Origin of the sequence: Capnocytophaga sputigena (assembly GCF_900446695.1) — a bacterium.
GTDB classification, from domain to species: Bacteria; Bacteroidota; Bacteroidia; order Flavobacteriales; family Flavobacteriaceae; genus Capnocytophaga; species Capnocytophaga sputigena.
On the sequence record NZ_UAVP01000008.1, the window covers coordinates 522,259 to 543,419 of the forward strand.

Consider the following 21,161-nt stretch of genomic DNA (forward strand, 5'->3'; position numbering starts at 1 on the left):
GTTAATTGTTAATTAATTTGTACCTTTGCATTCTAAATCGTTCAGTACCTTTTATATGCAACTGAAAAATATATCATTCAAAAAACTTATCACCAAAGGGTTGCTCTTTATAGCACCTTTCCTTTCCCTACTAATGGAAGGGGGTTTGGCTTTAGGTTCTATGGTATATAAACTACTGCGTTACTGCCTCAAATACGCTTGGTATGCCCTTGTGATTCTGCTCATTGGCATTCCGTATTTATTTTATAAACTCTTCAGCAGCAAGCGAGAAGGCAAACAACCCCGAACCTATAAGTTTTACCTCAAATGGGCAGGTATCGCTATAGGAACAGGACTGGCAATGGTGTTATTGCTCTTCACTTTAGTCTATTTCGGTGTTTTTGGCAAATTGCCTACCGAACAAGAACTCAAAGAACTCCGCCAATCCGAAGCGAGCCTCATCTACGACGACCACGGTGAATTCTTAGGTAAATTCTATATCTTCGACCGCACAAAAATCGAATATTCCGATTTTCCTCCTTACTTGGTAAATGCACTCATCGCTACCGAGGACGAGCGTTTTTACAACCACAGTGGGGTGGATATGCGAAGCCTCTTTAGGGTATTTTTCAAAACACTGCTCTTGCAAGACGATTCTTCGGGCGGGGGGAGTACCCTCACGATGCAGTTGGCTAAAAACATTTTCGGGCGTGGCGAGCGCTATGGAAAACTCTCTATGCCTGTGCATAAAATCAAAGAGATGATTATCGCCAACCGCATTGAGAAAGTCTATACTAAAGAGGAAATTATCACCCTCTACCTCAACACGGTACCTTTTAGCGATAATACTTACGGCATAGAGGCGGCTGCTCATCGATTTTTCAACAAACACACCAAAGATCTCACCCTCAACGAGGCTGCTACCTTGGTGGGCTCTCTCAAAGCTAACAAAAACTACAATCCGCGTACCTCGCCCAAGCGAAGTGAAGAACGCCGCAATGTGGTATTGGCAAAAATGAAAAAAAATGGACTTCTCTCCGATAAAGACTTTGAAGTTCACAAGCAGGACAGCCTAAAAATAGACTACAACAATATTGAAAACGAAGGTCTTGCACCTTACCTCCGCGAGCAAATACGTTTGCAACTTCCCGAATTGTTGAAAGACGTTAAAAAAGAAGATGGTACGCCCTATAACATCTACAAAGATGGGTTGCGCATCTACACCACCATCGATCGCACTATGCAACAATATGCCGAGGCTGCCGTGAAAAAACACTTAGAACGCCTACAAAAAGATTTTGAAACGGCTTATGGCAAAAACCCTCCTTGGAAAACCGATAACGACTGGCTATTACAAGAAGCTAAAAAACTCCCCGCTTATAAAGATTTGAAATCTCAAGGACTTAACGACGAGGATATTTGGAAAAAACTCAGCGAGAAAAAAACAATGGACTTGAGTTTCTACACCAAAGACGAGGTGCAAAAACACAGTACCCTCGATAGTTTGTCGTTTTATATCCGCTTGCTCAACACGGGTTTTGTGAGTGTGAATCCACAAACGGGAGCTGTAAAAAGTTACGTAGGAGGTGTTGATTTTCAGCACTTCAAGTACGACCACGTATTACAAAGCAAACGCCAAGTAGGGTCTATTTTCAAACCTATTGTCTATGCTACTGCCTTAGAGGTAGGAATGCCCGTATGTACTCACTTCTCGCCACGCGCCCTCACCTATGCCGATGAGAAATTCTGGACACCGCGCAACGCTTCTAAAACTGACGATGATCCTTATACTTACTACTCTGTAGGCAAGGCGCTTAAAGAATCGCTGAACACTATTGCAGTACAAACGCTCTTCTATGCAGGGCTCAACAATGTTATCAGGAAAGCGCGCGCAATGGGTATCCAAACAGCGTTGCCACAAGTGCCCTCTATCGCCTTGGGTTCAGCCGAATTATCAGTAATTGAAATGGCTAAAGCCTATACCACCTTTGCCAACAACGGTGTGCCCTCACAACCGTATTTCATAGAAAAAATCACTGATAAAAAAGGAAAAATCATCTGGCAGCACAAACCTAAAAAAGAAGCGGCAGCTATCAGCCAAACCACTGCCCAACAGATGATCCAGCTGATGCGCGCTACCGTGAATGAAGGAACTGCTGCCAGAATGCGTGGACAATATGGGCTCACTAATGACCTCGCTGGTAAAACAGGAACTACCCAAGACAATAAAGATGGTTGGTTTGCAGGACTCTTGCCTAACTTGGTGATGATTGTTTGGGTAGGCAACGACCAGCAGATAGGCTTCCGCGCTACCTATTTGGGGCAAGGAGCTAACTCGGCACTGCCTATTGCAGCCCTCTTTGTGTCACAACTCAACCGCAACAAGCAGTTCAATGCAATCACCCGCGCTACCTTCTCCGTCCCCGATGAGATACGCGAGGAGATAACCAATTGTGAACCCGTGGTGAGAGAAGGATTCCTCGATCGACTTCTCAGCGATAGTGGTGCTGCAAAAGATACCATTAGAGCAGGCGAAGTGCATTACCGCATCTATGAGCGCAAAGGCAAATTAAACGATATAGATAATGGCGATGAGGAGATTTCTATAGACGATGTAGTAAACCCTTCGGCAGCAGCCAAAAACACCGCCTCCTCCACCCAACAACAAGACGACAAACCTAAAAAGAAAGGCTTTTTCGGGAGAATATTTCAATAATTTACCGATTTGCTATTTTGAAACTAAACAGCTAAAAAAACACCAAATTATAAATGAAAAGAATTGTAACTTTAACGGTATCGCTTGTACTTTTGGCGGTACTCAATGCCGAGGCTCAACAAAAAAAATTTAGCGTGAGAACGATTGCTTTTTACAATGTGGAGAACTTGTTCGACACCATCAACGACCCTAATAAATTTGATGACGATCGCACCCCTGAGGGCGCCGACCGCTGGACTTCTAAAGTCTATAACGACCACGTACAGAAAATTGCTAAAGTCATTTCCGAAATCGGTAATGATGTAACGCACCACGCCCCCGATATAGTAGGACTTGCCGAAATAGAAAATGAGGCAGTAGTGCAAGACCTTATCAATACTGAGTATCTCAAACGTTACAACTATGGTATCGTACACTACGAATCTCCCGATGCCCGTGGGGTAGATGTAGCACTGATCTACAAAAAAGGCGTGTTCAAGCCCATTTCCTCATTTGCACACCCTCTGCACCTCACTAAAGACGATGGCAAACCCCTCTACACCCGCGACCAACTGCTTGTAAGCGGTGAGTTGGACGGCGAAATGATACATTTTATCGTAAACCACTGGCCCTCACGTTTAGGAGGAGAAGCTAAAAGCCGCCCCAGCCGTGAAAAAGCAGCCGCTCTGAACAAGCAAATCATCGATTCTCTACTCAAAACAGACCCTAACGCCAAAGTTATTGCGATGGGCGACTTCAACGACGACCCTATCAATTCTGGCTTTAAAAATGTACTCAAAACAAAAGATAAAAAAGAAGATGTAAAACCAGGGGAGCTGTTCAACCCTATGGAAGCGATGCTCAAAAAAGGTATGGGTACCCTTGCTTATCAAGACGGTTGGAATCTTTTCGACCAATTCTATTTCACTTACGACTTGCTTAAAGAAGACAAAAGCAGTTACCGCTATTGGAAAACAGGCATCTTCAATCGTCCTTATTTAGCAAACCCCAAAGGGCGCTACAAAGGCTATCCTTTCCGCAGTATGAGCAACGGCAACTACACTTGGGGCTATTCCGACCACTTCCCCGTATATATGTATTTGATTAGAGAATTGAAATAAAGCTTTCAACATATAAAAAATGCTATTCGACGAGTATAAGTATTTCAACTACCAATTTCCTGAACCTCAATATTTAGGAGCTAAACACACCCATTTAGCGTGGATAAAGAACTTTATCCCCAATGGAGTGCGTATAGCTCTTGATGCTTTTGCAGGCTCTCAATCAGTTGCTTACTTGTTCAAACAAATGCAGTTACAAGTAATTACAAACGATTTTTTGAACTTCAACCACCAAATAGGATTAGCCCTAATTGAAAATAACAGTGATACGCTTACTCTCGATGATATATCTTTATTGTTTTCAGAATCTCCTCAAAAGAGTGAATATACCCTTATATCCGACCTTTATACAGGCATCTTTTTTGAAGAAACTGAAGCCTTTTTCTTAGATAATTTTAGAGCTAATATCCCTTTGTTATCCTCCCCATACAAGCAAGCTCTTGCTTTTTCAGTACTCAACCGAAGTATGACACGAAAGATTACAATGGGGCACTTTGCTCATACACAAGCCCTAAACTATGCTAACAATCCTGAACGTATCAAGCGCAATAGGAGTTTAGTACGCCCTATTAGAGATATTTTTGAAGAACTTCTACCTAAATACAATAAGGCTGTTTTCAACAATCAAGCAACTAATAAAAGTTACCAAAAAAATATTTTAGACTTGCTGCCCTTATTAGACCAAGTAGATATAGTCTATTTCGACCCTCCTTATTGCGATAGCCACGCCGACTATCAAAGTTTCTATCACTTACCCGAAACTTTTACCGAATATTGGAGAGACAAGCAGTTTATCAACACCATCAAACGATACGAACCTCAACGTTTTAGTGGTTTTGATAAGAAAAGAGATGTTATCACTTCATTTGAAACCCTTTTTGAATACAGCAAAGATATTCCACACTGGCTCATCAGTTACAACGATCGCAGTTACCCTTCTATAGAGATTCTTACTGCCCTCATTTCTAAATACAAAGATGTAACTGTAGAAGCTAAAGCTTACCACAATGGTAGAGGAGGAAAAGGCAGTGTGGCAGGTAGTAAAGAAATCCTTTTTGTATGCAAACCTAAAGTGCATATCAGTTTTGCTATTCCTAAGAAAGAAACATTAGCGTATGAACAACTTTAAACATTGGAAAGAACTACAACAAAGGCAACAATTGGCAGCGTTCAATACCGATAGCAGTGCCTTGCTATGGCTTAAAATCAAATCTATCTTGCGTAAAGAATTGCTTTTTGAGTTTCTCTCTTCAAATCATATAAAGTTACAACATACAACAATGAATTTGCAATTTGAAGAACTCTTCAATTTGTTAGAACGAGATATCCCTCAATCTCATTCGATGTTAGACAACTTTATAAAACAGATAAGCCACAAACAAATTGAGTTTTTCAACCAAGAACAACTCATTTCTGAACTTTACAAACTAAACCATTTTCAATGGGGAGGCGACTATCAAAACTCATTAGACAAATACCTTATAAGCAAATACATAAAGGTAAAACAACCTTCGTATGAAGAACTACTATCTAAATTTGATACTGAAATCAATACTACTGTACAAAATTATGTTTTGAGCAGCTGGTACAACCATTGGAGTAGTATTTTAATAGAAAATATCTTTAAACAACACCCTGCTGTTCTACCTACTATCGGACAAATAAAAAATGTAGATTTCTTCATCAACAACATTCCTTTCGACCTGAAAGTTACTTACTTCCCTAATGAATTTATGAAGCTAAGAAGAAAGGAAATAGGATTGCCTCCTGAACTCACTTTTTTGAAAAACAAAGCTACTGAATTAGGTATTTTCTTTGATAAAAAAGATAAAACAACTAACATACAATACGAAATCACCGAAAAATTAAAAGACAGAAACGATGCTACCTCCCTTGCTGTATTAAATCAGCTGAAACAAGAACGTTTGAGTATTGTAACCGAAGCTCAGAAAAACCCTAAACCACTCATACAATGGCTTTATGAAAATCAAGGTGAAATGCGCTTTGGTGCTGAAAACAGATTATTCCTGATTCTTGTTGATACCGATGATTTTGAGAACTCTTGGAAGTTAAAAAGAAACATCAATATACTACAACCTACTATCCATCAGTATTTAAACAATTTCAGTAAGAAAGACTCGCTTTCTTTAAAAATAGAATTTACCTATAAAAACAACCCTGAAAAGTACACAGCTTTAGCCGATTGTATTTTCATCGTAAAATAAACCTTTTTATGCCTCACTATTTTTCATCAAACTTTACTCTAGGAATCCTTGGTGGCGGACAGCTCGGCAAGATGCTCCTCACCGAAACCCGCAAATTCGACATCACCACTAAGGTGCTCGACCCCTCTGCCGATGCCCCTTGTCGCATTGCCTGTAATACCTTTGTACAAGGCGCTCTCACCGATTTTGATACCGTCTACAACTTTGGTAAAGACGTAGATGTACTCACTATCGAAATTGAAAATGTGAATGTCGATGCCCTTAAAAAACTACAATCCGAAGGGGTAAAAGTATACCCTACCCCTCAAACTATTGAGTTGATACAGAACAAAGCTACCCAAAAACAGTTCTACACCACTCACAACATCCCTACCGCTCCTTTTCATCGCTTTGAGAGCTTAGCCAATTTGCAAAAAGCAGTAGCAAAAGAGCAAATAACCCTGCCTTTCGTGTGGAAATCAGCGCGTTTTGGTTACGACGGCAATGGCGTGAAAATCGTACGACAATTGCCCGACCTATCCCTTCTACCCGAAGGAGAGTGTATCGCCGAAAATTTAGTGCCTTTCGCTAAGGAATTAGCCGTGATTGTCGCCCGCAATGTGAGCGGTGAGGCAAGCACCTACCCTGTGGTAGAAATGGAGTTTCACCCCGAAGCCAATCAGGTGGAATATGTGTTATGTCCAGCGCGTATCAGCGAGGAAATCGCCCAAAAAGCACGCGCAATAGCCGTACAAGTAGCCGAAGCTTTTCAGGTAGTAGGACTTTTAGCCGTAGAGCTTTTCCTAACGGCTGAAGGCGAGGTATTAGTAAACGAAGTAGCTCCGCGTCCGCATAACTCAGGACATTACAGCATCGAGGCTGCTTACACCAACCAATTTGAACAACATTTGCGCGCCATTTTAGACCTCCCATTAGGCAACACCGATAGCAAAGTAGCAGGTGTAATGGTAAACCTCGTAGGGGCTGAAGGCTACCAAGGCGATGTGATATACGAAAATATAGAACAAATATTAGCAATGCAAGGCGTAACCCCTCATATCTATGGCAAACGCGAAACCCGTCCGTTTAGAAAAATGGGACACGTAACCATCGTAAATAAAGATATTGAAAAAGCCCGAGCCATTGCCGAAAAAGTAAAACAAACAATAAAAGTAATCTCTCACTAACCCCCTATCTACTACTAACTCCTATCCCCTCTATCCCAAAATTCCCATCAAAATCATCTATTATCAAGGATTTTTATGTAACTTTGTGGCTATGACAGCACAGAGGGTAGATTTTTATTTAAACTTCTAATTTTTTAATTTACAGAGTTACTAAAACTATCCTTTTCTTACATCGAACTCTCGTTACTTCAACATAACAAAACACTGATTTACAATTGCATTTGCAGCACAATCTGTGTACATCACATTTGACAATTATCAATTCTCAATAGAGTTTTTTAGTAAAACGTCTATAAATTACCTCTTTAAAAAACAGTATATCATCATTTTAATTTCTTTTTCTTCTTTTTTACTCAAATTTCTTCCGAAATAATTTGTCCGTTCTATTCGTTATTCTTACATTTGCAGTAAAAATAACGAATATCTTAATTTTATTTTAAAAACACATAATTACAATGAGAAAAAAACTTCTATTCGTAGCTTTGCTATCGGTGATAGCAACTACATTCGCACAAGAAAAAATCAAAGACGTAAGAACTAAACCCGACCTCTATTTCTTACAAATCGGTGATGTGGCTAACAGCCTTGAACTTCTTCCTCCGCCACCTCAACCTGGTAGTATCCTCTTCCTCAACGACGAAGCTCAATACCAATGGGGCTTAATGCAACGCCGTACCCCTCGTGGCGACCAAGCCGTATCCGATGCTCGTGTAGATGGAGCTGGCGTGCCTAACGCTTTCTCTGAAGCCTTTGGTATCAAGATTTCTAAGGAAACTACTCCCGAAATCTTCAAACTCGTGGTAAATATGCGCGAAGATGCTGGTGACCTCGCTACTCGTGCTGCTAAAGAGCACTATATGCGCGTACGTCCGTTTGCTTTCTACGAAAAAACTACTTGCAACCCCGAGCAACAACAAGAACTTTCTACTAATGGCTCTTATCCTTCAGGACACACCGCTATTGGCTGGGCTACTGCTTTGGTGCTTGCCGAAATCAACGTGGATAGACAAAACGAAATCCTCAAACGCGGCTATGAAATGGGACAAAGTCGCGTGATTTGCGGTTACCACTTCCAAAGTGATGTAGATGCGGCACGCCTTGTAGCCAGTGCCGTAGTAGCGCGTCTCCACGCCAATGATGCCTTTATGAAACAACTCGAAAAAGCTAAAAAAGAGTTTGAAAGTCTTGTAAAGAAAGGCAAAGTGAAGAAAAGTGAACGTATGACCAAATAAACTGCTAAAACGATGAAAAAGATACATTTTATGGCACTCAGCCTGATGGCTGTGGGCTACACCTATGCCCAAGAAGTGCCTACTACCGTTACAGAAACCACCGAATTGCTACCTGCTCCTGCACAAGAAGCTCCCAAACCAGAGCCTAAAATAGAAGTGAAACCCGCAGGGCGTATCTTGATAGATGCTGGCTATTTCAATGCCAATGAACAAAAAGACAAGTTCGTAAGTGGGGTAGCCATCCCCGATGCTCGCGCGGGCTTGGGCGTGCGCTATGGCAATTGGAAAGCCAAAGTAGATATAGGTTATGCCTACGGAAAACTCTCTCCTAAGGATATCTTTATCGAGTATGGCTTTAGCAAGCACACCCTATTGCGCGGAGGTTATTTTGTACATCAATTTGGGATGCAAAGCGCTACCAGTTCTTCTTTCAAAATATCGATGGAAGAACCCCAAAGTAACGAGGCTTTTTTCAACTCTCGTTTGATGGGGTTGATGCTCTTGCACCAAAAAGACGACTTTATGGGTACGCTTAGCCTCTTTGCCGAAGGAGAATCGATGAAGCAAAGTTCTGATGCTACGGGCGACCAAGGTATGGGTATGATGTCGCGCTTGCTCTATCGCCCACAACGCGAAGAAGGTAAGATTTTCCACGTAGGACTCTCAGGAGCTTTTGAGACCCCACGCTACAACAAAGAAGCTGCTCTTAACCACAGTTCTTATGTACTCAAAACACCTTTCCCTACTCGTATCGCTAAAGTAACCGCCCAACAAGCGACTATTGACAACGCTACTTTCCTCTACAAATTCTCTCCTGAATTGCTCTTTGCACGGGGGCGTTTAGGTTTGGAAGCTCACTATGTGAACGTAAACCGCAAGAGTGGATTTGAGAATTTCAAAGCAAGTGGTGCTTATGGAATGTTCCGCGCTATTGTGAAAGGAAATCCTTATGAGTACAATGAAATCGACGGTGGTATCGCCACCCCCAGACCATGAGCGTTAGAACTCGTTGCCGGCTATAACTACACTGATTTATCCGACCCTAAAGCGGGTATTTTGGGTGGTCGCCTCAACGACTATTCACTTACCTTCAACTACTATATCAATAAGTATATGATTTGGCGTGTACGCGCTTCTTATACTGGGGTTACTTACCGCGCAGGAGTTCCCGACACCAATTTGAGTCTTATAGAAACTCGTTTGCAAATCAAGTTTTAAGTGGTGCGAGCCGCACGGGCAATTACTTTTACATCACATACTTTGCCAAAGGTCGTAGCACGACAAGCAATTAAAACTTTGCCAAAGTCTGAAACTTTGGCAAAGTGTAGCGACGCAAAAGCGATTTTGATAATTTTCTAATTAAAATACCGTATGAAAACAAGAATCATAACTCTACAAGCATTACTACTTCTCTTGTGTCCGCTTTTAGCGATGGCACAACTCAACCGCTCTGAGAGTTTTAAAAGTCAGTATAAACTCAAAGAAGTGGTAATCCTCAGCCGTCATAACATTCGCTCCTCACTATCAGTGAACGGGAGTACCTTGCAAAAAATGACGCCTCACGAGTGGATAAAATGGAGTGCAGCCCCCAGTGAACTTACCCTCCGCGGAGGAGCACTCGAAACCATTATGGGTCAGTTTTTCCGCAAATGGACGGTTGCCGAAGGACTTTTTGCTGAGAATGCTGTTCCCACCGTTGATGAAGTGAATTTCTATGCCAACAGTATGCAACGCACCATTGCGACAGCGCAATATTTCTCTTCAGGATTTATGCCCGTAGCCAATTTGCATATCAACCACCGCTTTACCCCCAGCAAGATGGACCCCGTGTTCTTCCCTGCGCTAACCAAAAGCAGTGATGCTTTCAAAGCACAAGCAATGAAAGAAATTGCTGCTATGGGCGGTAAAAAAGGCATTGTAGGCATCAACGAGGGGTTGAAAGAGTCTTACCAACTCTTGGAAAAAGTACTCGATTTGAAGAACTCACCCGCTTGTAAATCAGGCGAAGTGTGTGCTTTCAACGATTACAACACCAAACTGATACTCGAAAAAGGCGATGAACCCAATATGAAAGGTTCGCTAAAGTTAGCCAACTCCGCTTCCGATGCTTTTATCTTGCAATATTACGAAGATAAAGACCCTGTGCAAGCTGCTTTTGGCAACAACCTTACCACCTCCGATTGGGAGAAAATTGCTAAAGTAAAAGATGTCTATGGCGATGTACTTTTCACCGCGCCTATTGTAGCCGTGAACGTAGCGCACCCTCTTTTGGTGTATATGAAAGACGAGCTCAACGCTAAAAACCGCAAATTCACTTTCCTTTGTGGTCACGACTCTAACATTGCCAGCGTGAATGCCGCTTTGGAAGTAGAAGAATACAGCTTGCCAAAATCTATTGAGAAGAAAACCCCAATAGGTAGCAAACTCGTGTTTGAAAAATGGGTAGACAACAGCGGTAAAGAATTTGTATCGGTGAACATTGTATACCAAACCACCGAGCAATTGCGTGGCATAGAGCTATTGGATATGCAAAATTCACCCGTAGTATTCCCGCTAAAACTGAAAGGCATACAAGCCAATGCCGATGGACTTTACACCTTAGAAAGCGTAAATGCCCGTTTTGACAAAGCTATCCGCGCGTATGAAGCGATAAAGTAAATTAAGAAACCCTTTAAAACAAAACTGCCCAAAGACCATTAGGTGCTTTGGGCAGTTTTTTATATGTATAGTACAATCATTTTTGTTAGTCCACTTTGATGTCGGTATTTACGTTTTTGCTACCTACAAGAGCGTAGAACAATAGGAAAGCAAGAGCAAGTACAATTACCCAGTAGCTTTCTACGTAACCTACTACATCGGCTACAGCCCCTTGGATAGCTGGCAAGATACCACCACCACAAACCATCGCCATAAAGATACCTGAAGCGGCAGCAGTGTATTTACCTAATCCTTCGGTAGCGAGGTTGAAGATACCTCCCCACATTACTGAAGTACACAAACCACAAAGTACAAGGAACATAATGCTCATTGGCACTTCGGCTAAACCAAAAGATATATCTGATTTAAACACTGGCATATTCACTACTTGAGTAGTAGGAGTCAATATCGCTAAAACTACAAAAAGAATTCCTAAAGCAGATACAAAAGTAAGCATTCCTTTACTTGAGAATTTAGCTCCTAATGAACCTCCTGTCAAACGACCGATGAACATCAAGAACCAGTAAGTTCCTACTACCGAACCTGCAGTAGTAGTATCGATACCTAAACCATTGGCTTCACTACCACTGGTCATAAATAAATTGGCAATATTAGGAATCCCTACTTCAATACCTACATAAAGGAAAATAGCAATCGCTCCTAATATAAAGTGACGGAACGACATAGGGCTATGTGTGTCTTTTACAGCATTTACATTGGCTTGAGCCGCGTGAGGTTCGGGTATTTGCATAGAGAAAAGCACGATAAATGCTAAGGCAAAAATACCCATTGCTAAAAAGAGTGCAGGGTTAGCATCAGCAATTGAAGTGCCAGCACTAATATTACCAATGAGGTAACCTACCAATACAGGCACAATGGTTGCCCCAATAGAGTTGATAGCCCCTCCAAATTGCAAGAGTTGGTTACCTTTTTTACCTCCTCCACCAAGAGTGTTGAGCATAGGGTTTACCACCACATTGAGCATACACATAGAGAAGCCCGAAATAAAAGCACCTGTGAGGTATATGGCAAAACTACCTGCAATACCTGAAAGGAAAGTAACGCATACTCCAGTAAAACCTACCACGATAGCGGTTAAAGCTGTTTTTTTATAGCCAATGCGTTGTAACATTTTCCCTGCTGGGATACCCATAAAGGCATAAGCGATGAAGTTGGCTAAGTTCCCCAATTGTGACTCGAGGTTGCTCGCCATAAATTGGTTTTTTACAATAACCCCAAATGGGTTTTGCAAGCCTGTTACGAATGATATCATAAAGAATAGAGCGAACATCATTGCAATAGGCAATACGTAACTTTTGTTTTGTTGATTTTGGTGTTCCATTATTTTTAATTATTTATTTTTAATTAGTTGAAAAAGTTAAGAGATAAGAGGTAAGAGGTAAGAATGTGTTACCTATTCCCTGACACCTGATGCCTGATACCTGACACCTGACACCTGATACCTAATTTTGACGGCAAAAGTAAATAAACCAAAATTAAAACGCAACAAAAACGAAGACTTTTTTAAGGTTTATTTATGATTTTTTAAAAGAAGTAAGTGTTAGGTATTAGGAATCAAGGAGTAGGAAGAAATAGAGCGCAAATGTATGTTAGCAATAATTTTAAAAAGTATAACATTATTTTTCAATGAAATTCCATAATTCTCTCATTTCTTCTCTCTTTTTAAAACAATAGTGTCATTATATCCTCTATATACAGAATCCCATTCATTTATTTCTTTATTATAAGTAGAGAAGCTGTTTAAACTTTTTCCTATAATAAAATAAAAGTTCCCGAAAATTAGTAATTTTTTGTTTGAGAAAAAAAGAACACCAAAATTCAGGAACTTTGGGCAAAGATACAATAAATAATTGGATTATTCCCTTCTTAAGTGTAAAAAAGAAGATTTAGCTTTAATAATGGAGAGCAACCAGATGTTTATTTTCTTGATGTAACTTGGATTGGAATGCTTTTATTAGGGTTTATCTCCAAGTTCCTAAAAAAGTTTAAACACGTTTTATAACAAAAATCCCCACAAGTGCGCACTTGTGGGGATAAATTCATTTACTTTTAACAATATTATCGCCGCTGCTTTAACTTTTCTTTATAAATAGTTTTACATCGCTCCAATTGCGAAATATAATACGCTCGTTTTCGCTGCTCAATATCATACAACTCAAGAACAGATTGTATTTCCTCTATTTGAGACAATAATTCCCTATAAATTGCATAATCTCCCTCAACTTCCTCAATAGCATCAATTTCATTTTCAAGCGCAATACGCCTCTCAGTAATCATTTTTTGAAGCTGTTTATGCTCCCCAACAGTACGCTTCTTATGCCGAAGTGAACCCAATTTATTTAAGAGATCATCTAACTGATAATTCAATTCCGCTTGATGCTTAAATATCCTATCATACCGCTTAATATTTGCAGTCTGATAAGCAATACCCTTATTAGCAATTATCAAAGTAACATAAGCACATACGCCAAAAGTTACTAAAAGCAGAGCAAATAATAAACTCAATATAAATACTTGCCTTTTATGTTCCTCTTTATTAACCATTGCGATACTACTTACAATTTATAAGCGCAAAATTACACAAAATATCCTATTTATTTTAATTGTTTTTAATTTATATGAATTATAAATGATATAATACACTCATTATGAATTAAATAGCGTAAATTAGATAAAATAAAGTTGAGGTGTCAAAGTATTTTCATATATTTGCACTGTGAAAATTAATGTATTATGGAATTATTCAAAGGACAAAGCCTCTTAGAGTTTACTGAACGCTTTAAAACAGACTTAGATTGCGAAGAATACTTAGCTTCTATAAAATGAGAAAAAGGGTATTGTTGCCGTAAATGCGGACATACAAAATACCAAGTTCGCAAAGATTTTTCACGCACTTGCAATATCTGTTCAGATACAGAAAGTCCTACAGCTGGAACTTTGTTTCACAAGCTAAAATTTGGACTTCTCAAAGCATTTTATATATGTTTTGAGATGTCAACAACTACAAAAAGTCTATCAGCATCACAAGTTGCTCGCCGTTATGATATTAGTCGACAAACAGCACATTATTTTATGCACAAGGTTCGTGAAGCTATGAAATCTAGTGAATCGCACAAAATGAATGATAGCGTTTAGGTTGATGAATTTACCATAGGAGGAAAAGAGGAAGGAAAACAAGGTAGAAGCTATGACACAAAGAAAAAGAAAGTTCTTTGTGCAATGGAACTTACTGACCCAAGGCAAAGTAAAGCGCTTTTACGCACTAAAAATACCCGATTTTTCTTCAAAATCATTACGAACAATATTTGAAAAACACATTAGTAAAACAGCACAAGTTACTACTGACGAATGGAAAGGATATAAACCTATAAAAGACTTTGATATAACTCAAATTCCTAGTAATAATGGGAAGAATTTTCCTACATTACATAAGATAATACATCAAGTAAAGTCTTGGATACGAGGTATATATTCTTGGGTTTCAGAGTTTAATATAGACCGCTATTTAGCTGAGTATAGTTTTAGAATCAATCGCTCACAAAATAAAGATACTATCTTTAACAGTTTAATAAAAAGAATGCTTGAAAGAGAACCTATTTTCCAACCTCTGTTAATATGCCATTAACTTGACACCTCAAAAATAAAAATCATAAATACCCATTTATCAAAATAAAAATAGTATCTTCGCCAAAAATAATTACGCAATGAAATACATCACTTACAAATCAGAAAGAGAAATCAAGTTAAAAGACCTGGCAGCGCAATACAATACCACTGTCGAACTTATCAAAAAGGCAAACCCAAAGGCAAATATATTTTGCCCTATAACACTCTTTGGCGACAGAGGAGAGATAGTAGCCTACAATCAAACCCTCAAAATCCCTATACCTGATGAAGCCCCCCAAGAGCAGGCACAACCCCTATTCAAACCAGAAGACTTTACACCAATAGCACGCTACCGCTGCACCCAACAGAACACCACAAAAGCACTTAATGAGGTACGTTTCTCATCTGAGGTGAAGAATGAATATCTTTTATCCTTATTAAAAAAAGACCTTACCTATTATCACATAGTATTAAAAGACTATGTACACCTTATTTATCCTCAAGAATTAGGCGCATTTTTTGACCTTGCCCGTGAAGTTGAATTAGTACGTAATAACGTTCAATTTACACAAGATGATAATGAGAAAATTAAAATATATAACACTGATGAAATACTTACAAATTGGGAACATTGTAAAAGTGAGATAATTCCAAATTTGCCTTTCTTTAAGTTAATGAAAGAAAAAGATAATGATGCTGCATTAGACTTCATTAATAAAGGTGATGAAGAATTTATGTATGAAAAGGAACTTATAAGTGTATTAAAGCAAAATTTATTCTTTCATATTCTATGGAAAGCATTATCAAATAAAGAAGAACCTTTTGTATTACAACAAGCATCACAGATATTTCCTAATATGGTACTTGAAGTAGAGGTTAAAAGAATTACTATTGGAGAAGAAGGTGCTACTAAGACCTATAAATTAGTCGGAAAGCTCAATAAAGAAAAACTATCTAATGAAGAACTTATTAACCTATATGACAAACATTATAAGCCTCTTCTTGGATATTCTTTCACTGAATTTGAATTCACATACAGCATTCTCTACACAGTTGAAGCAAAGAGCAATATACCAATAGATGCCTCCGTAGTGATTTTAGAAAAAGTGAAAAACAACTTTGAATTAATAACTCAGTACAAAATAGAATCCGTTGAAGTATAAAATTATGGAAGAAGAATTAAAGGAAATAAGATTTAAAGTAATACCTTTATGGCTACCGGTCATATTAATGATTTCTATTCCAATACTAGGAATAGCTTTTGATATTAGTGCTGGTGTAGCTGCGAGAATTTTATTTCCTTTATATTTGTCTATATATATATTTATATACAAAAAATTCAGTAAAACCTTACATTATGATACAAATATAAATGCATTTTATATCGAAGGAAATAAAATTACTGTAAATAACCTATATTGTATTCCTTTTATATCTAAACGTACTTCAAACGTAATGCTTACTATCAATAAAAACTCTTATATAGTGTACAATGAAAATAATTTATACTTTGAAAAAGACGCTGAAAAAAGGAAAAAGTATAGAGAGGAAATGAATAATTTCCTAAAAATAGTAAGAGACAATAAATTTCATAGAAGTACTATTTATAATTTATTTCCAATACTTATGAATATCTTTTTCTATACAATAATTATTATGTCTATATTATCATTTTTTATTTTATTTATTTATCCTTTCACAAAATAACTATTTTAAAATACATTAATTATGAATGCAATTTATCTAAAAAGAGATACTTATGTGGTTTGCACTTTTCAAATGAACACTGAACCGCGTAAGTTTATAGAAGATAGGCCCAATGCCAATGTGTCAAAAGGTGAGCGTATGTTACTTACAACTGAAGATAGAAATTTGGATAGTTCTTTTATATGTAAAAAGCCTATGAACCAAGCAGGGTCTTTCTTAGCCTTAGGCGCAGGGATCTTATTGGTAGTCGCAACAGGACCAATAGGTTGGGTTGCTTGTGGTTTTTTACTTGTTGGGTTATATTTTTTGCATAAAAGTTGTACCCACGATTGTTCAAATCCTTTAAAAGCAGGCAGTTGGCGAAATGAGAAAAATGGCGTTTATTTTAATGGAGGAGTAGCCCTCACTGAATACTCCTTTTTAGTATGTAGATCAGGAGGTTTATTAAAGCCTTTCTTTAACGAAAAATATGCAAAAAAAGCAATAGGTGATATTCAATTTTACAATTATACAGAGCTTGGTGTAAACGTATTAGGTTCATTTCTTATGGGATATTTAGGAGCTACTACTATCATAAGTAATTTAGCTGAAGTAGGAATGCCTATTTGGAGAGGTACTCTTAATTTTGTAGCACAAAATTGTCACGGACTTGTAATGATTAATCTACTTACAGACGTACAAAGAAGATATTATCGAAAAAATGCTCAAGAAGATAACAAAGATAATAGTTTTTTAGAGCAAACAAACTCTTGGGACGCAATAAAAAAAGATGAAAATCCATTTAGAGCCCCTGATAAACCTGCTGATTTCGCAGATTTTTGGGGAGATCTTTTTAGTGGTAAAATACAAAGTTGGAAAAATATTAGGTTTAAATCTACTGCTATCAATGGATTTTGCCTTGCACTTCCGTTTTTTAATACTTATTTTACGGAAAGATCTAGATATCTTTGGGCTAAATGGGCAGATGAAGACATAAAGGAGTACATAAAAGGTCATAAGGGAGAGGTTATAACAGATAATCCTTATGGAGAATAAAGTTACACCTACATAGAAACATAAAAACAGTAAGCCCCGCGCTTGCTGTTTTTCTTTTTAAGCCGCCACCGCGAGCTTTACCACCGCTACCAACCTCTCGGTCATCACCGAGGACGGACGTTTTTACAACTTTGAGGTAAGTTATCACACCACGCCACAGCCTCTTACCATTGATTTTGGTAGAGGAATGCCCCAAGGCAACAATGTGAAATCGGATATTCTTTTTTCCGATACAGGCTGGGAATCACCTGCGGTAGCACAAATTATTATGTCGTCTATCTACCATCAGAAGAAGAATTATATTAAACGTGAGTTCGGCGTAAGTAATTGTTTAACAATCAGTAAAATATTTTTAATCTCCCACAAAGCCAGCGAGGGCTCACAGCTGGGTATATGAACACGAATTTTCACGAAATTGGGAGTGCATAAAAGTCTTTATTTTTTTATTATCTCACGAATTTTCACCTGACGGTGAATTATTTTGTGAATATATTATGTTACAAAGCTGTAAATCAATGTTCTGTTATATCGAACTGACGTTAATTAGTATAAGAAGAACGCCCAAAAAGAGCTGTTTCAAATTCTAATTGATTATCAAAAAACAATTCATTAGCTTTTACCTTTCTTTCTCCTATTATGTTTTTTATTAAGCATTGTCATAAAATAAATTATCCCAACCGTCAATAGAATTTATGTGCTGTAATAAAAGATATTCTCCTTTCAGCTTTTTAGGATTTTCATAATCTATTTGATCAGAAAGTTTATACCCATACCCATCAGAAATATATCTCTTAATACCTGTTTTATAGAAAGCAAGCGAATCACGAGAAATATCTTTTTTATCTAAAGATAAATACACGCGTGCATATTCTTTCCCCTTTGGAGTAAGATAATACAAAATTTGTTGTTCCCAGCCTTTCTCATCAGTATATTTAACTATTTTGTTTTGAGAATAGGTAGAACCTAAATAAAGGAAGAAAAAGAATGTTGTTAAGGCATAAAGATTTCTCATTTTTTAATTCTTTTTTCAATATTATTTTCTGACTTCCAAAGGCTTTTTTTCTTCTATAAACCTATGAATATCTACACGACCTAAGTTGAGATAATCTCCCATAAATAGTTGAATTTCTTCGTCTTCTATATAATTATTTCGGTTACTGATAGTCTGTATATAACACTGCTAATACAATGGCACATCCCTAAATATTTAAACTCTCCAAAAGATTCTTTATCTTTTTTAAATTTCACAACAACCTTTACGAATAAATCATTCTCTATTCTTGTAGTTTGTGCTTGTATTTGAGTATGTAGAATTATCAATAATAAAATTAGGATTGTTCTCATTGTTTTCTTATTCTAACGTGAGTTCGACGACGAGCAATTAAACCTTCTTATCTCTTATCTCTTACCTAAATAATCATTCGTAAATTCCACTCGCTATGGCAAAGGTTTGGGTATGCGCTCGCAGAATGGAGGTGAGTTGTGGGGAATACCCTCCTCCCATTGAGCATTGTACAGGCAGTTGATACCGATGACACGTTTCAAAAACAAGGCGATCACGTTCACCGCAACCTTCTACGGTAAGCGATAACTTACCTAACTTATCGGTTGCCAGCACATCTACCCCTGCTTGATAAAAAACAAAATCGGGTTGATGGGCTTCTATGAGCTGTGGCAAAGTGCTGCGCAATATATCTAAATAGGTTTTGTCATCTGTGCCATTGGGTAGGGCTATATCTTTATCCGATTGTTCTTTTTCAAAAGGGTAATTAGCTTGTGCATGCATTGAAAAGGTGAAAACTTCGGGGGTATTTCTAAAAATTTCGGCAGTACCATTGCCTTGGTGTACATCTAAATCTACAATAAGCACCTTTTTCACCGCTGTGTGGTGTAGCAAATAAGCGGCTGCGATAGCTTGATCGTTGAGCATACAAAAGCCTTCCCCGCGGTTTGAAAAAGCGTGATGTGTACCTCCTGCTATATTAAAGGCGACTTCTCCCGTACGCAATGCCCACAAAGCACCTTCTACAGTACCTTGCACTAAGGTAAGTTCGCGATCTACTAACTGCTGACATTGTACAAAACCAATGGGCAATGCTTCTTTATGTGAAAGTGTTAAGTGTAAGAAATTGTGTAAGTAAGGTTGCGTATGCACCAAAGCCGCTGTAGCTTGTGTAGCTTTTTCGGGGGTGTGAAAGTTGGAGGCGCTTGCAATGCCTTCATAGAGGAGTTGTTGAGGCAAGAGGGCATACTTTTCCATTGGAAAACGATGGTTTTCGGGCACTGGATGATTGTATAATGGGTGATAGGCGATGTACATTAGGGGAGTGAGATTAGATTAAGTATTTCATTTGCCAAAACAATTAATTGCGAGTCTAAGTGTAAATCCTTCGAAAACGGGATTTTCTCTAAAAGCAACAGCATAACCTATTTTAGCATCAACAAAATTGAAAACCGAAAGTCCTACGTGAGGTTCTATAGCGTGGGTGTTGATAGAGAAACCCCCACCTAAAAGGAGCACACAAAATTCAGCACCTACTTCGGGGATGATTTGCACTTTTGAAGGCATATCGTTATGAAAACCTATATGCGTACCCCCATACAAGGATATCCCTCCTAAATCGGGTTTGGTATTTAGAGAAGCCCCCGCAAAAATTAGGTTATGAGAGCGATTGGTATGGGTATAGCCTATCTTTGCCCCCCAATAATCAAAATCTTGAGCTATAGCTACACAGGGTGATAAAATAAATAGTATGAGTAAGTATTTCATATAAATTAGAAAATTAACAAAGAAATTCATCGGACGGGGCGGACAAGTGAGACAAGGCAGACGCTGACCGCTGAAACCTGACCCCTGAAACCTGACCCCCTACCCCTTCTCATTCCAGTAGTAGCTATCGGGGTAGATGCGCTGACCGAAGATAGCGGTACCTACGCGCACGATAGTAGCACCTTCCTCAATAGCAGTTTCGAGGTCACCACTCATTCCCATTGAAAGCTCTTTGGGGTCTACATTGGGGAGGTTAAGGGCAATAATATCCTGCTGGATGCGTTTGAGGAGTTGAAAGCAGGCGCGCACCTTTTCAGTTTCGGCACTAAACAAGCCTATTGTCATCAGTCCTTTGATATGGAGGGTAGGCAGGGTTGCCACTTGTTTTACAAGGTCGAGCACTTCGGAAGGGTCGGCACCGAATTTACTTTCCTCATTAGAGGTATTCACTTGGATAAAGATGTCGAGTTCTTTGCCCTCACTAGCAAGGCGATTGTGGAGTTTTTGGGCTAAATCAAGGCGATCTACCGATTCTACACAACTCACTTCATAGCGCAATATTTCTTTGATTTTATTGGTTTGCAAATGACCGATAAAGTGATTTGTATGGGGAGTATCTTTCAGAGCTTCATATTTTTCTTTGAGTTCCTGCACTTTGTTTTCAGCGATGAGGGTATATCCTGCCTCAAGTGCTATTTTGATGCGTTCAGGAGTTACAGTTTTGGTGGCTAAGAGGAGTTTTACTTCCTCGGGTTTGCGACCTGCTTTAGCACAGGCTTTGGCAATGCGTTGTTGTATTAATTCGATGTTTTGCAGAATGTTTTCCATTATTAAGGGTTGAAAAGTTATAAAAAATAAAAAGTTGCCTGATAAACCAGACTATGGCGACAAAAGTAGTAAAAATATC

At 38.6% G+C, this 21,161-nt stretch carries 16 protein-coding genes and 3 pseudogenes; 13 read left to right on the forward strand and 6 right to left on the reverse strand.

The annotated features are described in order from the left end of the window. Positions 1 to 55: 55 nt before the first annotated feature. The 8 genes and pseudogenes from DR017_RS08920 (at position 56) to DR017_RS08955 (ending at position 11,076) form a co-directional block, all read left to right on the forward strand. Positions 56 to 2,695: a transglycosylase domain-containing protein gene (locus DR017_RS08920; protein ID WP_002681274.1), complete on the forward strand. Its 2,640-nt coding sequence runs from the start codon at positions 56 to 58 to the stop codon at positions 2,693 to 2,695. Between the two features lie 53 nt (positions 2,696 to 2,748). Then, positions 2,749 to 3,795, forward strand: coding sequence for an endonuclease/exonuclease/phosphatase family protein (locus DR017_RS08925; RefSeq protein ID WP_002681242.1), 1,047 nt, complete (start codon positions 2,749 to 2,751; stop codon positions 3,793 to 3,795). A gap of 19 nt (positions 3,796 to 3,814) precedes the next feature. Next, positions 3,815 to 4,924, forward strand: coding sequence for a DNA adenine methylase (locus DR017_RS08930; protein WP_002681262.1), 1,110 nt, complete (start codon positions 3,815 to 3,817; stop codon positions 4,922 to 4,924). Beyond that, positions 4,911 to 6,020 (forward strand): hypothetical protein, encoded by a 1,110-nt coding sequence (locus DR017_RS08935; RefSeq protein ID WP_002681314.1) that lies wholly within the window; start codon positions 4,911 to 4,913, stop codon positions 6,018 to 6,020. The genes DR017_RS08930 and DR017_RS08935 overlap by 14 nt, the downstream gene beginning before the upstream one ends. A gap of 8 nt (positions 6,021 to 6,028) precedes the next feature. Then, positions 6,029 to 7,186, forward strand: a complete 1,158-nt coding sequence (locus DR017_RS08940; RefSeq protein ID WP_002681246.1) for a 5-(carboxyamino)imidazole ribonucleotide synthase — start codon at positions 6,029 to 6,031, stop codon at positions 7,184 to 7,186. Between the two features lie 455 nt (positions 7,187 to 7,641). Next, positions 7,642 to 8,418 (forward strand): acid phosphatase, encoded by a 777-nt coding sequence (locus DR017_RS08945; protein ID WP_002681257.1) that lies wholly within the window; start codon positions 7,642 to 7,644, stop codon positions 8,416 to 8,418. Between the two features lie 12 nt (positions 8,419 to 8,430). Beyond that, positions 8,431 to 9,636 (forward strand): annotated as a pseudogene (locus tag DR017_RS08950) (OprO/OprP family phosphate-selective porin). A gap of 153 nt (positions 9,637 to 9,789) precedes the next feature. Next, the gene (locus DR017_RS08955; protein WP_002681244.1) at positions 9,790 to 11,076 is read left to right on the forward strand and encodes a histidine-type phosphatase; all 1,287 of its coding nucleotides are present in this window, start codon (positions 9,790 to 9,792) and stop codon (positions 11,074 to 11,076) included. 85 nt (positions 11,077 to 11,161) lie between these two features. On the opposite strand, the gene DR017_RS08960 is transcribed toward DR017_RS08955, so the two are convergent. Then, positions 11,162 to 12,457: an MFS transporter gene (locus tag DR017_RS08960; RefSeq protein WP_002681309.1), complete on the reverse strand. Its 1,296-nt coding sequence runs from the start codon at positions 12,455 to 12,457 to the stop codon at positions 11,162 to 11,164. 737 nt (positions 12,458 to 13,194) lie between these two features. Further along, complete coding sequence (locus DR017_RS08965; protein WP_040361696.1) at positions 13,195 to 13,680, reverse strand: type VI secretion system TssO; 486 nt, start codon at positions 13,678 to 13,680, stop codon at positions 13,195 to 13,197. 189 nt (positions 13,681 to 13,869) lie between these two features. Here DR017_RS08965 and DR017_RS14550 point away from each other — a divergent pair. The 5 genes and pseudogenes from DR017_RS14550 to DR017_RS08990 form a co-directional block, all read left to right on the forward strand. Beyond that, positions 13,870 to 14,761 (forward strand): annotated as a pseudogene (locus tag DR017_RS14550) (IS1595 family transposase). A gap of 79 nt (positions 14,762 to 14,840) precedes the next feature. Beyond that, positions 14,841 to 15,905, forward strand: a complete 1,065-nt coding sequence (locus tag DR017_RS08975) for a hypothetical protein (protein ID WP_002681260.1) — start codon at positions 14,841 to 14,843, stop codon at positions 15,903 to 15,905. A gap of 4 nt (positions 15,906 to 15,909) precedes the next feature. Further along, entirely contained in the window at positions 15,910 to 16,449 is a 540-nt protein-coding gene (locus DR017_RS08980; RefSeq protein ID WP_002681252.1) for a hypothetical protein, read from the forward strand. A gap of 21 nt (positions 16,450 to 16,470) precedes the next feature. Then, positions 16,471 to 17,484, forward strand: a complete 1,014-nt coding sequence (locus tag DR017_RS08985) for a hypothetical protein (RefSeq protein ID WP_002681276.1) — start codon at positions 16,471 to 16,473, stop codon at positions 17,482 to 17,484. Positions 17,485 to 17,557: 73 nt separating this feature from the next. Next, a pseudogene (locus DR017_RS08990) lies at positions 17,558 to 17,881 on the forward strand (DUF8473 domain-containing protein); the annotation flags it as partial. A gap of 249 nt (positions 17,882 to 18,130) precedes the next feature. Here DR017_RS08990 and DR017_RS08995 read toward each other — a convergent pair. The 4 genes from DR017_RS08995 to DR017_RS09015 form a co-directional block, all read right to left on the reverse strand. Continuing rightward, positions 18,131 to 18,496, reverse strand: a complete 366-nt coding sequence (locus DR017_RS08995) for a hypothetical protein (protein ID WP_002681282.1) — start codon at positions 18,494 to 18,496, stop codon at positions 18,131 to 18,133. 405 nt (positions 18,497 to 18,901) lie between these two features. After that, on the reverse strand, positions 18,902 to 19,804 hold the full coding sequence (locus DR017_RS09005; RefSeq protein WP_002681248.1) for a histone deacetylase family protein: 903 nt from the start codon (positions 19,802 to 19,804) through the stop codon (positions 18,902 to 18,904). Positions 19,805 to 19,831: 27 nt separating this feature from the next. Next, positions 19,832 to 20,254 carry a hypothetical protein gene (locus DR017_RS14375; protein ID WP_002681306.1) on the reverse strand — a complete coding sequence of 141 codons (423 nt, stop codon included), beginning with the start codon at positions 20,252 to 20,254 and terminating at the stop codon, positions 19,832 to 19,834. A gap of 99 nt (positions 20,255 to 20,353) precedes the next feature. Next, a complete protein-coding gene (locus DR017_RS09015; RefSeq protein WP_002681270.1) occupies positions 20,354 to 21,082 on the reverse strand; it encodes a YggS family pyridoxal phosphate-dependent enzyme in 729 nt (242 codons plus the stop codon). Positions 21,083 to 21,161: the final 79 nt, after the last annotated feature.